This window comes from Hyphomicrobiales bacterium (assembly GCA_016710435.1).
GTDB lineage: Bacteria > Pseudomonadota > Alphaproteobacteria > Rhizobiales > Aestuariivirgaceae > Aestuariivirga.
Window position 1 is genome coordinate 1420100 of sequence record JADJVV010000001.1, and the last position, 13951, is coordinate 1434050.

The window sequence follows — 13951 nt, forward strand, 5'->3', positions numbered from 1 at the left end:
GGGTCAGATCTGGCGGACTTCCTGCACCGTCGGCACGAAGTGGCGGAGCAGGTTCTCGATGCCGTGCTTGAGCGTGGCCGTGGACGACGGGCAGCCGGCACATGAACCCTTCATGTTGAGATAGACAACGCCATCCTTGAAACCCTTGAAGGTGATGTCGCCACCATCCTGCGCCACGGCGGGGCGCACACGGCTGTCGAGCAGGTCCTTGATGGTCTTCACGGTGTCGCCGGCGGACTCGTCGAAGAATTCCTCGTCCGCTGCGGCGGTGGCGGCACCGGCCAGCACTGGCGCGCCGGAGAGATAGTGATCCATGATGGCGCCGAGCACGGCGGGCTTCAGTTGCTGCCATTCCGCGTCCTTGCGCGAGACGGTCACGAAGTCATGGCCGAGGAACACGCCCGACACGCCCTTGATGCCGAACAGCTTGCTGGCCAGCGGCGATTCGCCCGCTTCGCCGGGTGAGCGGTAGTCACGGGTCGAACCCGGCAGGACCGGCTTTCCGGGAATGAACTTCAAGGTGGCGGGATTGGGCGTGGCTTCGGTCTGAATGAACATGTGAAATCCTCTGGCGCCGATATAGGCCAGACTGGAACGGTTTTAAACAAAAATCCCGATTGTGCAGGTCAGGAAACAACAAATCCCATGATCTTGCGCACGTCACGCATCACAGGTTGTGCAATGGCCCGGGCACGCGCCGCACCATCCTTGAGCACCGCCTCCACGTAACCGGGATCGGCGCGCAACCGGTTCATTTCGCCCGCGATGGGAGCGAGCTTGACCACCGCCATATCGGCCAGCGCGTTCTTGAAGCCCGAGAACTGGCCGCCGCCGAAGTCCGCCAGCACCTGGTCGACGCTGTGTCCGACAAGCGCGGCATAGATGCCGACGAGGTTTTCCGCCTCGGGCCGGCCTTCGAGGCCCTTGGCCTCGCTGGGCAGGCCATCGGCGTCGGTCTTGGCCTTGCGGATCTTCCTGGCGATGTCGTCGGCGGAATCCGTGAGGTTGATGCGCGACAGGTCGGAGGGATCGGACTTCGACATCTTCTTGGTGCCGTCGCGCAGGCTCATGACGCGCGTCGCCGGTCCCTGGATGACGGGGTCGGTGATCGGGAAGAAGGCCTCGCCAAAACCGTTCGCCGCAATGGACTCGGCAAAATCGAGGTTGAACTTCTGGGCGATATCGCGCGTCAGTTCCAGGTGCTGCTTCTGGTCCTCGCCCACCGGCACGTGCGTCGCCTTGTAGATGAGGATGTCGGCGGCCATCAGCACGGGATAGTCATAGAGACCGACGGAGGCGCGTTCCTTGTCCTTGCCCGCCTTCTCCTTGAACTGCGTCATGCGGTCGAGCCAGCCGAGGCGGGCCACGCAATTGAGCACCCAGGCCAGTTCGGCGTGTTCGGCCACCTGCGACTGGTTGAAGAGGATCGACTTCCTGGGATCGAGGCCGCAGGCGATGTAGGCCGCCGTCACGTCGAGGATCGCCTTGTGCAGAACCTGCGGTCCGCCCCAGACGGAAACACCTTGGGTGATCGCATGGAGGTCGACGACGCAATAGAGCGTCTCGTGCGTCTCCTGCATCTTGATCCAGTTCAGCATGGCGCCGAGGTAATTGCCGAGGTGCAGGTTGCCGGTGGGCTGCATGCCCGACAGGACGCGGGGGCGGAACTGGCTCATGGTGTGGACCCTTGATGGAGGCTGGTGGAGTTGCACCTTGGACAGCGCAACCGTTCGCGAGCGCCTGATAGCGGCAGGACCCGGTGCTGCAAAGTGCTATTTGCTCGGCGGCTTGCGCAACTCAGAAAGGCGGAAGGCGCCCGTCACCTGGGCCACGCCGAAATAGGAGGCAACGCCCGCCAGCAGCAGCACGAGAAGGCCCCACAGCGCTGCAATGAAGCCGGCGCGGTCCGCATAGTTGCTGGCGAGGAGAAAGGTGAGGAGGCCCCACAGCACCGCGCCCATGATGGCCGCCGACAGCAGGATGCGCGGCAGGCGGCTGCGGAAGCGCTGATCGGCGGAATAATAGCCGCGGCGCACGGCGGTGAAGATCAGCGCCAGGGCATTGAGCCACGCCGCGATGCTGGAGGCAAGCGCGATGCCCACATGCTGCAGGTAGCGCGACAACAGGATGCTCAGCGCAATGTTCACGGCCACCGTCGCCATGGCGAAATACATGGGCGTCCTGGTATCCTCGCGGGCATAGAAGGCGGGCTGGAACACCTTGGTGAGCGTGAAGGCGGGAAGACCCACGGCGAAGGCCGCAAGGGCAGGCATCACCGCGAGTGTTGCGTCGCGCGTGAAGGCGCCATGCTCGTAGACCACATGCAGGATGGGACGGCCGATGATGATGAGGGCGATCGCCGCTGGCAGCGTGAGGAAGAGGGCTGCCTCCAGCGCGCGGTTCTTCACCTCAAGCGCGCCCGCCGTATCACCCGCCCGCAGCTTGCGCGACAGCGTGGGCAGCAGCACGACACCGATTGCCACGCCAATGACGCCGAGCGGCAGCTGGAACAGGCGGTCGGCATAATAAAGAGAGGAGGCCCCGCCCGCGAAAGAGGTGGCGAGCGCCGTGGCCACAGCGAGGTTGATCTGCGTGACCCCGCCCGAAATGATGCCGGGCACGGATTTCATCAGGAGAACCTTCACGTCGGGCGTGAGGCGCGGCAGGCGCGGCCACACCGGCGCGCCAGCGCGCGCCGCCGCAATCATCAGCAGCGCCAATTGTGCAACACCTGCAACCGTGACGGCCCAGGCTTGCAAACGTCCGCTGTCCGGCGAGTTGCCAAGACCCATCCACCAGCCCGCGAGGTTGAAGGTGATCATGCAGATGTTGAGGAGGATGGGAGCCGCCGCCGCCGCCGTGTAGCGCCCCAGGCTGTTGAGCACGCCGCCCAGCAGCGCCGCCAGCGACATGAAGCCGAGATAGGGAAAACAGATCCGTGTCAGCTCGATGCCGAGATCGCGCGTCTGGGGTTCATCCGAGAAGCCCTGCGCGAAGAGCGGGAAGATCCACGGCATGAACGCCATGGCCGCACCGCAGAAGATCAGCATCCAGAAGGCCATGACCGACAGCGCATCCTGCGAGAACTGGAAGGCCTTGGCATCGCCCTCGCCTTCGTGCTTGCGGGTGAACAGCGGCACGAAGGCGTTGTTGAAGGCGCCTTCGGCAAACAGCGCGCGGAACAGGTTGGGAAGGCGCTGCGCCACCACGAAGGCATCCGCCACCCACCCCGTGCCGAAGGTGAAGGCGATGAGCTGGTCGCGGAAGAAGCCGAGGAAGCGCGAGGCAAGCGTGAGGGCCCCGACACGGCCCGCTGATTTCAGAAGCGACATGGCAGGCTCCTCATGTCCCCGTCCTGAGCGTCTCGGCCTCGGGGGCGAGCACTTGCATCAGGCGTTTTTCGATCTGGGCATGGCGGGTCGGATTCTCGATCTTGGCACCGGTGAGGTCGGTCACATAGAACACGTCGATGGCCTTCTCGCCGAAAGTGGTGATGTGCGCCGAGGCGATGTTGAGATTGAGGTGGAACAGCGCCTCTGTGAGGGCATGGAGCAGGCCGACGCGGTCGAGCCCGTTGATCTCCACCACGGTCTGCCGGTTCGACGAGGTGTTGTCGATGATGACGCGGGGCGCAACCGAGAAGGCCTTCACCCGCTCCGTCAGGTCCGGCACGTTGCGGAGCGCATCCTTGAGGCGCAGCTGGCCACGCAGCGTGCGGGCAATGGTGTCGGCGACGCGCGCGGCCCGGCGGTTTTCATCCTCGTCCATCTTGAATTCGCGCCGCAGCAGGATCGTATCGAGCGCCATGCCGTCCGCTGTGGTGAAGATCTGCGCCCCGATGATGTTGGCATTGGCGGCCGCACAGGCCCCGGTGATGAGTGCGAGCAGGCGCGGATGATCGGGCGCATAGACGGTGATCTCGGTCACCGCCGTGAAGACATCGCTCCGCGTCTGGGTGATGACATCGCGGTCGGGAGCGCGGGCGATGAGGGCCTGGTGGCGCATCTGCTGCTCGAGCGGCACGTTGAGCCAGTAGGCATCATAGTGCCGCGCCGCCTCGCGCTTGCGCTGCTCCTCTGTCCACGCCGGGTGCTGCGCGAGGAATTCGTTCTGCGCGGCGGTGACGCGCTCCTTGCGCGAGGTAGCGGCGTGGCCGCCCGTCAGCACCGGTTCGGTTTCGGAATAGAGCGTGCGCAGCAACTGCCCCTTCCATCCGTTCCACACGCCCGGCCCCACGGCGCGGATGTCGGCCACCGTGAGGATGAGCAGCAGCTTCAGCCGCTCCGGGCTTTGCACCACGGAGGTGAAATCGAGGATGGTCTTGAAGTCGTTCAGGTCGCGCATCTGCGCGGTTTCGCTCATCAGCAGGTGATGGCGGATGAGCCAGGCCACCGTCTCGGTATCGGCCGCATCGAGGCCGAGCCGCGGGCACACGGAAAGCGCGATCCTCTCGCCCGCCACCGAATGGTCCTCGGGCCTGCCCTTGGCGACGTCGTGCAGCAGCGCCGCCACGTAAAGCGCGCGCCGCGAAGTGAGCGTGGGGAAGAGCCGCACCGAAAGCGGATGGTCGCCCGACAAGGTGCCCGTCTCGATCCGCCGCAGCACGCCCACGGTGCGGATCAGGTGTTCGTCCACCGTGTAGTGATGGTACATGTTGAACTGCATCATCGCCACGACCTTGCCGAAGTCGGGGATGAAGCGGCCCAGCACGCCCGCCTCGTTCATCAGCCGCAGGATCGATTCCGGATCGTCCGACGTGGTGAGGATGTCGAGGAAGACGGCGTTGGCCTCGGCATTGCCGCGCAACGCCTCGTCGATCAGGCGCAGCGAACTCCGCACCTGCTTCAGGGCGTCGGGATGGATTTCGAGGCCCTCGCTGGCCGATGCCTTGAAGATGCGGAGCAGGTTGACCGGGTCTTTGGCGAACACGTCCTCGCCGGTTGTTGTCAGCCGCGCCCCGTCGATGCGGAACGAACGGCCCATGGCCTTCGTCCGGCCCCGCGGCAGCAGCCGCCCGATGATGCGGCGGAAGGAGCGCGGTTCCTTCAGGTGCCGGGCCTCCAGGCTGGCGCAGAAGATGCGCGTGAGGTCGCCCACCTCCTTGGCCACCAGGAAGTAGTGCTTCATGAAGCGCTCGACATGCTTCAGGCCGCCATGGGCCTTGTAGCCCAGGCGTTCGGCAAGTTCGCCCTGGCGGTCGAAGGAAATCTTGTCCTCGCCACGCTTGGCGATGAAGTGCAGGTGGCAGCGCACCGCCCAGAGAAAATCTTCCGCTTTCTGGAAGCGGCGCAGGTCATCCCGGGAGAAGGCACCCTTCTCGGCCAGCTCGGCGGGCGAGTTGGCATCGAAGAGGAACTTGGCGATCCAGAACAGGGTGTGAAGGTCGCGCAAGCCCCCCTTGCCGTCCTTGAGGTCGGGCTCCACCGCGTAGCGGCTCTCGCCGGACTTGGCATGGCGGTTGTCGCGCTCGGCCAGCTTGTCGGTGACGAAGCGGCGCGCTTCCTTCTGCAGGATGCCGCTGCGGTATTGCGATTGCAGTTCGGCAAAGAGCGCGGCGTCACCGCAGATGAAGCGCGCCTCCAGCACGGCTGTCATGATGGTGTTGTCGGTCTTGGCGAGGCGCACGCAGTCCGCCACGGTGCGGGTGGCGTGACCAACCTTCTGGCGCGCATCCCAGAGGGCATAGAGCAGGAACTCCACCACCTCGCCCACGCGCCGCTCCTCGATCGAGGGCGTGAGGAAGAGGAGATCGATGTCCGATCCCGGTGCCAGCGTGCCGCGCCCGTAGCCGCCGACGGCGACGATGGCGAGCGGCAGTTCTCCTGATTTGAACACGTCATTGCGGGCAAAATCGGACAGCGCTCGGATAATGGCGTCTTCGCCGTCCGAGAGCATCATGGCGCAGGCGGTGCCGTGGCCGTGCCTCATCAATTGCGCTTCGGCATTGCTGCGCAAGGTGGTGAGGCAATCGCGGACGAGTTTCGAGGCGGCGGTACGCAAGGCCAACGGCGTCTGCCCCGGCGGTTCAAGCAGGGCCGTGAGGGCCGATGGAAACTGGTCGGGCGCGAGCGGCGTGGTCATGATGACGCGCCGTCCTTGCCCGAAAGCGTTTTCAATTCATAGAGCAGAGTGAGCGCCTCCCGTGCCGTAAGCTGGTCGGGATCCAGTCCTGCCAGTTTCTCACGCAACAGGTCTGGGCCGGAGTCGGGTTGTGGCTGCGCCGTGGCGGCACGGGCGAGCGAGAACAGCGGCAGGTCGTCGGCAAAATGCCCGGCGGGCTTCTCGTCCCGCTGCTGTTCGAGATGCTTCAGCACCTCGAAGGCCCGCGTGATCACGGCGGACGGCAGGCCGGCAAGCCGTGCCGCCTGGATGCCGTAGGAACGGTCGGCTGCCCCCTTCACCACATCATGCAGGAAGATGATGTCGCCCTTCCATTCCTTCACCGCCATGGTGCGCGCCGTGAGGCTGGCGAGCGTACCGGTGAGGACGTTGAGTTCGTGATAGTGGGTGGCGAAGAGCGCCCGGCAGCGGTTCACCTCATGCAGGTATTCGAGGGCCGCCCAGGCGATCGAGAGGCCGTCGAAGGTTGCCGTACCCCGGCCGATCTCGTCGAGGATGACGAGCGAGCGCGGCGTCGCCTGGTTGAGGATTGCCGCCGTCTCAACCATCTCCACCATGAAGGTGGAACGTCCGCGCGCCAGGTCATCGGCCGCACCGACGCGACTGAACAGGCGGTCCACGACGCCGATGTGGGCGGATTGCGCCGGCACGAAACTTCCCATCTGCGCCAGGATGGCGATGAGCGCATTCTGGCGGAGGAAGGTGGATTTGCCCGCCATGTTGGGACCGGTGAGCAACCACACGCGTTCCGCCTCGCCACCCAGCGCGCAGTCATTGGGCGTGAAGCGCGTATCGCCCGCCTTCGCCAGCGCCGCTTCCACGACGGGATGGCGGCCACCGCGTACATCGAAGGCGGCGGAGGTATCGACGGTGGGCCGCACGTAATTCTCGCGCACCGCCAGTTCCGCCAGCGCCGACAGGCAATCAAGGCTGGAAAGCGCTGCGGCACAGGCGGAAACCGCATCCTTGGCGGCCATGACGGCGGAGACGAAATCGTGGAAGAGGGAGAGCTCGATGGCCAGGGCCCGCTCGGAGGCGCCCGCGATCTTCTGCTCCAGGTCCATGAGTTCCGGCGTCGAAAAGCGCATGGCGCCCGCCATGCTCTGCCGGTGCTGGAATTTGGTGGGCAGCTCCGGCGACTGCATCGCCTCGGCCTGCTGGGCATTCACCTCGATGAAGTAGCCGAGGATGTTGTTGTGTTTGATGCGGAGCGTGCGCACCCCGGTCATCTCGGCATAGCGCGCCTGAAGGGCCGCGATCACCTGGCGCGTGTCGTCGCGGAGCGCCCGCTGCGTGTCGAGGTCGGCAAGGTAGCCAGCCGCGATGAAGCCGCCGTCGCGGGCGAGATGGGGCAGTTCCGCCGCCAGCGCCGCGCCGAGCCTCTCCGCCATGTCGCGCGGTGCAGCCGCGATGACCGTCATGCAATCGGTGAGTGCCGCCGGAAGATCGCCATGACCCGACAGCCGTTCCACGATGCGCTGTGCGGCCAGCAGTCCGTCACGGATCATGGCGAGGTCGCGGGGACCGCCGCGGTTGGCCGAGAGTCGCGCCAGGGCCCGTTCCAGGTCCGGCATTGCCGCCAGTGTATCGCGCAGTGCCGCCCGCATGGCATCCGCCGCAGCGAAGGCCGCGACGCCATCAAGGCGTGCCGCGATGGCCGCAGGGTCCGCAAGGGGTTGGGCGAGGAGTCCCGCGAGCCTGCGCCGCCCGCTGGCGGTCACGGTGCGATCGATGGTGGCGAGCAGGCTTCCCTGCCGTTCGCCGGAAAGCGTGCGGGTGAGTTCGAGGTTGGCGCGGGTGGCCGCATCGATGAGCAGCCCTTGCGCCGGATTGTCCTGCCGGGGTGGCCGCAGGTGCGGCATCTGCGAGACCTGCGTGAGCTGGATGTAGTCGAGAAGCGCGCCAAGCGCCGCCGTCTCGGCCCGTGAAAACGAGCCGAAGCCGGCAAGGCTTGCCACGGCAAAGTGCTGGGTCAGCCGGTGCTCGGCGGCGGTTGCGTCAAAGCGGCTGAGGGGAAGTGGCGACAGGGCCGCGCCGCACTCCCGCGCCATGCGCCCAAGCTGTGGTTCATCGAGCGCGCTGTCGGCGATGATGAGTTCCGATGGCGCGATGCGGGCGAGGTCGGCGGAGAGCCTGGTGCGCTCGCTCACCGTGACCGAGAGATCGCCAGTGGAGATGTCGCACCAGGCCAGGGCCAGTTCGTCACTGCCACGCAGCCACGCAAGCGCGGTCAGATGATTGACGCTGCCGGTGTCGAGCAGCGTGTCCTCGGTGATGGTGCCGGGCGTGATGAGGCGGATGACGTCACGCCGCACCACCGACTTGGCCCCGCGCTTGCGCGCCTCGGCCGGATCTTCCATCTGTTCGCAGATCGCCACCTTGTGCCCGTGACGGATGAGCTTCTGCAGATAGTGATCGACGGCATGGACGGGAACGCCGCACATGGGAATGTCATCGCCCAGGTGCTTGCCGCGCTTAGTGAGCGCAATGCCCAGCACCGAGGATGCCACTTCCGCATCGGCAAAGAACATCTCGTAGAAATCGCCCATGCGGTAGAAGAGCAGGCTGTGGGGATGGGCTTTCTTGATCTCCAGGTACTGCGCCATCATGGGCGTCGGGCGGTCTCCGCCGCCGCTTTTGTCCTCATCCTGGGTCAGGCCATGCATGGCACTCGAATAGCGCGCTTTTCCCCGCAACGGAACCCGCTTGCTGCACTGCCGAAGCCGGAAAGCGGCGTACGACTTTTTGCAGGCTTTTCCGGCCTTGAGCGCGGGCCACTTGCTCTCTAGTTTGGGAACCGGCCGCCTTGGCCCAAGACCAGACAAGACCAGATCCAGGAAACAGTAGCCCATCATGAGCACCCCGCCCCGCAAGATGCCCCGCCGGCCCACCATTTCCGACGAGGAAGCGCTGCAGTTTCACCAGAGGGGCAAGCCCGGCAAGCTGGAGATCAACCCCACCAAGCCCATGGCGACCCAGCGCGACCTGTCGCTGGCCTACAGCCCCGGCGTCGCCGCGCCCGTGCGGCGGATCGCCGAAGACCCCTCCACCGCCTACGACTACACCACCAAGGGCAACCTTGTGGCGGTGATCTCCAACGGCACGGCAATCCTCGGGCTGGGCGACCTGGGCGCGCTCGCCTCGAAGCCGGTGATGGAGGGCAAGTCGGTGCTCTTCAAGCGATTTGCCGACGTGGATTCGATCGACCTCGAAGTCGACACCAAGGATGTGGACCAGTTCATCGGCGCGGTGCGCTACCTCGGCCCCTCCTTTGGCGGCATCAACCTCGAGGACATCAAGGCGCCGGACTGTTTCGTCATCGAGCAGCGCCTGCGCGAACTCATGGACATTCCCGTCTTCCATGACGACCAGCACGGCACGGCTATCATCGCCACCGCGGCCCTCATCAACGCGCTGCAACTGACGGGGCGCTCGCTCAAGGATTTCCGCCTCGTCTGCAATGGCGCGGGCGCTGCCGCCATCGCCTGCGTCGAACTGGTGAAGTCGCTGGGCGTGCCCGGCCACAATGTCATCCTCTGCGACTCGAAGGGCGTCGTCTACAAGGGCCGCACCGAGGGCATGAACCAGTGGAAGTCGGCCCATGCGGTTGACACGCCCATGCGCACCCTCGCCGATGCCATGAACGGTGCCGACGTGTTCTTCGGCCTTTCCGTTGCAGGCGCGCTCACGCCCGAAATGGTGAAGAGCATGGCCAAGGACCCGGTCATCTTTGCCATGGCCAATCCCGATCCGGAGATCACGCCCGAAGACGCCCATCATGTGCGCAGCGATGCAATCATGGCGACGGGCCGATCCGACTATCCCAACCAGGTCAACAACGTCCTGGGCTTTCCCTATATCTTCCGTGGTGCGCTCGATGTGCGGGCCCGCACCATCAACGAGGAGATGAAGGTCGCCGCCGCCCGTGCGCTGGCCGAACTGGCGCAGGAAGACGTGCCCGACGAAGTGGCCGCGGCCTATCACGGTTCGCGCCTCACCTTCGGGCGCGAATACCTGATCCCCGTGCCCTTTGATCCGCGCCTCATCTCGCGCGTGCCGGTTGCCGTGGCGCGGGCCGCGATGGAATCGGGCGTCGCCCGCCATCACATCGCCGACCTCGAGGCCTATGCCGCGCAATTGTCGGCCCGCCTCGATCCCATTGCAGGTACCTTGCAGAATGTCTTCAGCTATGTCCGCCGCAAGCCCAAGCGCATGGTGTTTGCGGAAGGCGAGGAAGACCGCATGATCCGCGCGGCGAATGCCTATGCCGCGGCGGGCCTCGGCACGGCGATTCTCATCGGCCGCGAGGAGGTGATCGCCAGCACCCTCAAGGGCTCGGGCGTGGAGTTGCATGAGAGCGTGGAGATCCTGAACGCCCGCCTCTCCGACCGCAACGTGGACTACGCCAACTATCTCTACGCCCGCCTGCAGCGCGACGGCATGCTGTTCCGCGATTGCCAGCGCCTTGCCAACCAGGACCGCAACGTCTTCGGGGCCTGCATGGTGGCGATGGGCGATGCCGACGCCATGGTGACGGGCCTCACCCGCAACTATTCGCTGGCGCTCGACAACATCCGCCGCGCCATCGACATCCGCGAAGGCCACCGGCCGATCGGCGTCTCCATGGCGCTGGTGCGCGGCCGTACCGTCTTCATCGCCGATACATCGGTGCATGAATTGCCGACCGCCATGGAACTGGCCGACATCGCCCAGGAGGCGGCGGGCGTTGCCCGCAAGTTCGGCTATGAGCCCCGCGTCGCCTTCCTCTCCTATTCCACCTTCGGCTATCCCAAGGGCGAGCGTGCGGCTTACGTGAAGGAGGCGGTGCAGCTTCTCAGCCAGCGCGGCGTGGATTTCGAATTCGACGGCGACATGGCGGCCGACGTTGCCCTCTCGCGGGAAGCGATGGCGCTCTATCCCTTCTGCCGTCTCACCGGCCCCGCCAACGTCCTGGTGATGCCCGCCGCGCACTCGGCTTCGATCTCGACCAAGATGCTCCAGCAACTGGGCGGCGTGACCGTGATCGGACCGCTGCTCACGGGCATCGCAGGCTCGGTGCAGATTGCCTCGATGTCAGCCACCACCAACGACATCGTCAACCTCGCGGCGATTGCGGCCTATGATCTGAACTGGTGAGGAGCATCAACCGTCACACCGCAGCAGGTGCTCCGAAATATGCGAAGTAGCGGGGGTTGATGGCGGCGACCGGCAGCACGATCAGCACGTCTGTCGTGTTGAAGTCATGGTCGATGACGGCGCCATCTCCCACATGGCAGCCAAGCCGCACGTAGCCCTTGATGAGCGGCGGCAAAGCCCGCATGGCGCTGCGCTGGTCGATCGCCGAAAGGGGTCTGCGCGCCATCTCCACATAGCGATCCGGCAGTGCCCGCACGCGCCAGTCCTCCGGGGCCTTCGCGGTGTGGGCGAGATAGGACAGCGCCTCGGCGTGCACATCCGGATCGGTGCCCTCGAAGCTGGCGCAACCCATCATCACATCGATGCGGTGGCTGCGCACATAATTCCAGATGCCCTGCCAGAGAAGTTCGGCCACCGGCTGGTCGCGCATGTCGGCGCGCACACAGGATCGGCCGAGTTCAAGGAAGGTGAGTCCGCGCTTGCGGGCGAGGAGCGGCGCAAGGTCGTATTCGCCTTGCGTGTAGAAGCCGTTGGCCTTGGCTGCGGCCTCCTCGCGGATCAGGCGATAGGTGCCAGCGAGTTCTCCGCCGTCCACGGCGATGCCATCGCCAGCGGAAGTTCCTGCCTTCACCACCAGCAGGTGATCGCACAGCGCATCGAAGCGGTCCGCGTCTCGCCCGGACGTGCCCTGGCCCCGGAACACGCTGTGGCGCAGGCGCTGGGCGGCGGCGATGTCATCGGCGGATTGGGCGAGCCTCGCGATGAAGGGGCCGCGTTCGGCAAGAGTGGTGGTCATGGCCCGCTCCTTATCGCGGAACCATGTCGGGGCGGTAACGGAATCAAGCCGCCGTGCGCTGCGCCAGACGCGCCACCGTGATCTCGAGGTCGTGGCGGTCGAAGGGCTTGGCGAGATGCCCGTCCATGCCCGCCGCGAGGCAGGCGTGGATGGCCTCTGGCCGTGTGTTTGCGGTGAGGGCGAGGATCGGAAGGCGTGGCACGCCGTTTTCCGCCTCCGCGGCGCGGATGAGGTGTGCCGTCTCGGGTCCGCTCAAGCCGGGCATTTCCATGTCGAGCAGCAGGATGTCGAACGGCCCGCCTGCGCCAATCGCCGCAATCGCCGCTTCCCCGGAACTCACGGCGGTGACGCGGTGCCCGGCCTTTTCCAGGATGGTGCGGGCGATGACGGTGTTCACAGGCGTATCATCGGCCAGCAGCACGTTGAGGCTGATGCCCGCATGGGCGCGCGTGGCAATGGTGCGCAACTGTGCGGCGGCGGTGCGGATGAAGGCTGAGTCGCGCGAGGTCAGTTGTTCGACGAGAGTCGAACAGCGCACCGGGCGCATGAGATAGCCCGTGAGTGGATGCTTGAGCAGGTGTTGCAGCGGACGGCGTTCGTCCGGTGTCAGCAGGATCCAGATCTGCGGCAGCGGCTTTCCCTGCCTTGCGATGCGGCGTGCGGCCTCCAGAAGTGCGGGCCCCGAGTGCGAGTCGCAGATGATGGCATCAATATTGTTGCGCAGCAGGTGGCGCGGGTCAGTCACGCCCAGTTCCGCCGGCGTGACGACGCCCGCACCTTGCGCGCGCAACTGGCTGGCAAAATGTTCAGCGACGAAATCATTGCCAATGGCGAGGCGGAAGCGCCGTCCCGCCAGCGCCGTGCTGTGGCGGGGCATTGCATCCACGCTCGCCAGTCCGGGCAGCGTGACGGTGAGCGAGGTGCCTTGTCCCGGCGTGCTTTCGGCCGAGATGCTGCCGCCAAGGAGGTCGGTGATGCGGCGGCTGATGGTGAGGCCAAGGCCCGTGCCGCCATAGCGCCGCGTGGTTTCGGCATTGGCCTGGGTAAAGGGCTGGAAGATGCGCGACAGTTCCTCCGCCGTCATGCCGATCCCCGTATCCGACACGGTGAAGCTGAGGCCATCAGCGCCATGGCGGGCGAGCGAGATGGCAATGCCGCCCTTCTCCGTGAACTTGATGGCATTTCCTGCGAGATTGAACAGGATCTGGCGCAGCCGCATGTCATCGCCCAGCACCATCTGCGGCACATCGCTGGCAAACAGCGAGACGATCTCGATGCCCTTGGCATGGGCCCGCGGCGCCAGCAGTTCCGTGACGTTCTCGACGAGCGCGATCACGTCCACGGGCACGAACTTGTCCTTGTTGAGCGCTTCGGATTTAGCCCCGTCGAGGATTTCATCGACGATGGAAAGGAGGATGCGCCCCGAGCCGTGCGCGGTGTCGGCATAATTGCGTTGCTCCGGCGTGAGCTCGCTTTCGAGGAGGAGGCCGAGCATGCCGATGACGCCATTGAGGGGCGTGCGGATTTCATGGCTCATGGTGGCGAGGAGGCGGGATTTTTCTTCCGCCAGTTCTTCCGCCGCGTTGCGCGCAACCTGTTCCGCCGAGAGGCCGGACTTGAGCACGCGGATCCGCTGCAGCATCTCGCGGTTGAGCAGCACATAGGCCAGCGCCGAGAGTGCCCCCGCGCCCAGCAGCAACACCAGCGCCGCCAGCAGCGGCCGCACCGACATGTAATGATTGATGAGGCCGATCAGCCCGAAGGTGAGAACGATCTCGACGCTCCAGATCGCGGCAAGCCCCGGCCGGCGCCATGCGGCGTGCCAATCCGGAAGAGCGCCGGACCGGGCTTTCCTGCTGAGGGACGAGCGTCGGTTCATGGCTCGCTTTACCCCTGCAA

At 65.7% G+C, this 13951-nt stretch carries 8 protein-coding genes; 1 reads left to right on the forward strand and 7 read right to left on the reverse strand.

The window, feature by feature from the left end; translation table 11 throughout:
* Nucleotides 1-3: 3 nt before the first annotated feature.
* The 5 genes from IPM06_06950 to mutS form a co-directional block, all read right to left on the reverse strand.
* Nucleotides 4-558, reverse strand: a complete 555-nt coding sequence (locus IPM06_06950; protein MBK8770152.1) for a NifU family protein — start codon at nucleotides 556-558, stop codon at nucleotides 4-6.
* 68 nt (nucleotides 559-626) lie between these two features.
* Nucleotides 627-1676 (reverse strand): tryptophan--tRNA ligase, encoded by a 1050-nt coding sequence (gene trpS, locus IPM06_06955; GenBank protein ID MBK8770153.1) that lies wholly within the window; start codon nucleotides 1674-1676, stop codon nucleotides 627-629.
* 96 nt (nucleotides 1677-1772) lie between these two features.
* A complete protein-coding gene (murJ, locus tag IPM06_06960; GenBank protein MBK8770154.1) occupies nucleotides 1773-3332 on the reverse strand; it encodes a murein biosynthesis integral membrane protein MurJ in 1560 nt (519 codons plus the stop codon).
* 10 nt (nucleotides 3333-3342) lie between these two features.
* Nucleotides 3343-6081 carry a [protein-PII] uridylyltransferase gene (locus tag IPM06_06965; protein MBK8770155.1) on the reverse strand — a complete coding sequence of 913 codons (2739 nt, stop codon included), beginning with the start codon at nucleotides 6079-6081 and terminating at the stop codon, nucleotides 3343-3345.
* Entirely contained in the window at nucleotides 6078-8726 is a 2649-nt protein-coding gene (mutS, locus tag IPM06_06970; protein MBK8770156.1) for a DNA mismatch repair protein MutS, read from the reverse strand. The genes IPM06_06965 and mutS overlap by 4 nt, the downstream gene beginning before the upstream one ends.
* A gap of 268 nt (nucleotides 8727-8994) precedes the next feature.
* Between mutS and IPM06_06975 the strand changes: the two genes are divergently transcribed.
* Nucleotides 8995-11256 (forward strand): NADP-dependent malic enzyme, encoded by a 2262-nt coding sequence (locus tag IPM06_06975; protein MBK8770157.1) that lies wholly within the window; start codon nucleotides 8995-8997, stop codon nucleotides 11254-11256.
* 13 nt (nucleotides 11257-11269) lie between these two features.
* On the opposite strand, the gene IPM06_06980 is transcribed toward IPM06_06975, so the two are convergent.
* Both IPM06_06980 and IPM06_06985 read right to left on the reverse strand, forming a co-directional pair.
* On the reverse strand, nucleotides 11270-12052 hold the full coding sequence (locus tag IPM06_06980) for a GNAT family N-acetyltransferase (GenBank protein ID MBK8770158.1): 783 nt from the start codon (nucleotides 12050-12052) through the stop codon (nucleotides 11270-11272).
* A 43-nt stretch (nucleotides 12053-12095) separates the two neighbouring features.
* Entirely contained in the window at nucleotides 12096-13931 is a 1836-nt protein-coding gene (locus IPM06_06985; protein ID MBK8770159.1) for a response regulator, read from the reverse strand.
* Between the last annotated feature and the right edge of the window lie 20 nt (nucleotides 13932-13951).

What these genes read in the sequence shown, in the direction of transcription:
- IPM06_06950 (MBK8770152.1), bottom strand. Translation starts at nt 558, where the DNA reads ATGTTCATTCAGACCGAAGCCACGCCCAATCCCGCCACCTTGAAGTTC.
- trpS (MBK8770153.1), bottom strand. Translation starts at nt 1,676, where the DNA reads ATGAGCCAGTTCCGCCCCCGCGTCCTGTCGGGCATGCAGCCCACCGGC.
- murJ (MBK8770154.1), bottom strand. Translation starts at nt 3,332, where the DNA reads ATGTCGCTTCTGAAATCAGCGGGCCGTGTCGGGGCCCTCACGCTTGCC.
- IPM06_06965 (MBK8770155.1), bottom strand. Translation starts at nt 6,081, where the DNA reads ATGACCACGCCGCTCGCGCCCGACCAGTTTCCATCGGCCCTCACGGCC.
- mutS (MBK8770156.1), bottom strand. Translation starts at nt 8,726, where the DNA reads ATGGCGCAGTACCTGGAGATCAAGAAAGCCCATCCCCACAGCCTGCTC.
- IPM06_06975 (MBK8770157.1), top strand. Translation starts at nt 8,995, where the DNA reads ATGCCCCGCCGGCCCACCATTTCCGACGAGGAAGCGCTGCAGTTTCAC.
- IPM06_06980 (MBK8770158.1), bottom strand. Translation starts at nt 12,052, where the DNA reads ATGACCACCACTCTTGCCGAACGCGGCCCCTTCATCGCGAGGCTCGCC.
- IPM06_06985 (MBK8770159.1), bottom strand. Translation starts at nt 13,931, where the DNA reads ATGAACCGACGCTCGTCCCTCAGCAGGAAAGCCCGGTCCGGCGCTCTT.